Source organism: Shewanella sp. 10B, assembly GCF_023475885.1.
Classification (GTDB): domain Bacteria; phylum Pseudomonadota; class Gammaproteobacteria; order Enterobacterales; family Shewanellaceae; genus Shewanella; species Shewanella mangrovisoli.
This window is the reverse complement of the sequence record NZ_JAMDJO010000039.1, coordinates 1-240: the sequence shown is the minus strand read 5'-3', so window position 1 is coordinate 240 and position 240 is coordinate 1. Positions and strand designations below refer to the sequence as shown.

The 240-nt window shown below is 45.0% G+C and carries 1 rRNA gene; it reads right to left on the bottom strand.

Annotated elements, in window-relative coordinates:
- Positions 1 to 83 (bottom strand): 5S ribosomal RNA (rrf, locus tag M0415_RS21375); the annotation flags it as partial.
- Positions 84 to 240 lie beyond the last annotated feature (157 nt).

Here is a 240-nt window from a genome sequence, read left to right as displayed (position 1 = left end):
CCCACACTACCATCGGCGCGATTGCGTTTCACTTCTGAGTTCGGGATGGGATCAGGTGGGACCACAATGCTATTGTCACCAAGCAAATTTGTTATTCACTACCCGTCTTATTGTCGCAGGCAGTAAATTAATTCGGAAAGCTGGTTTGAGTTGCACTTCTTAAGTGTTTGTATTCAAGCTAAGTACTGTACGACCTCCAGGGAAGGAGGAAGTACTGGAAAATGTCTGGAACATTTTCAG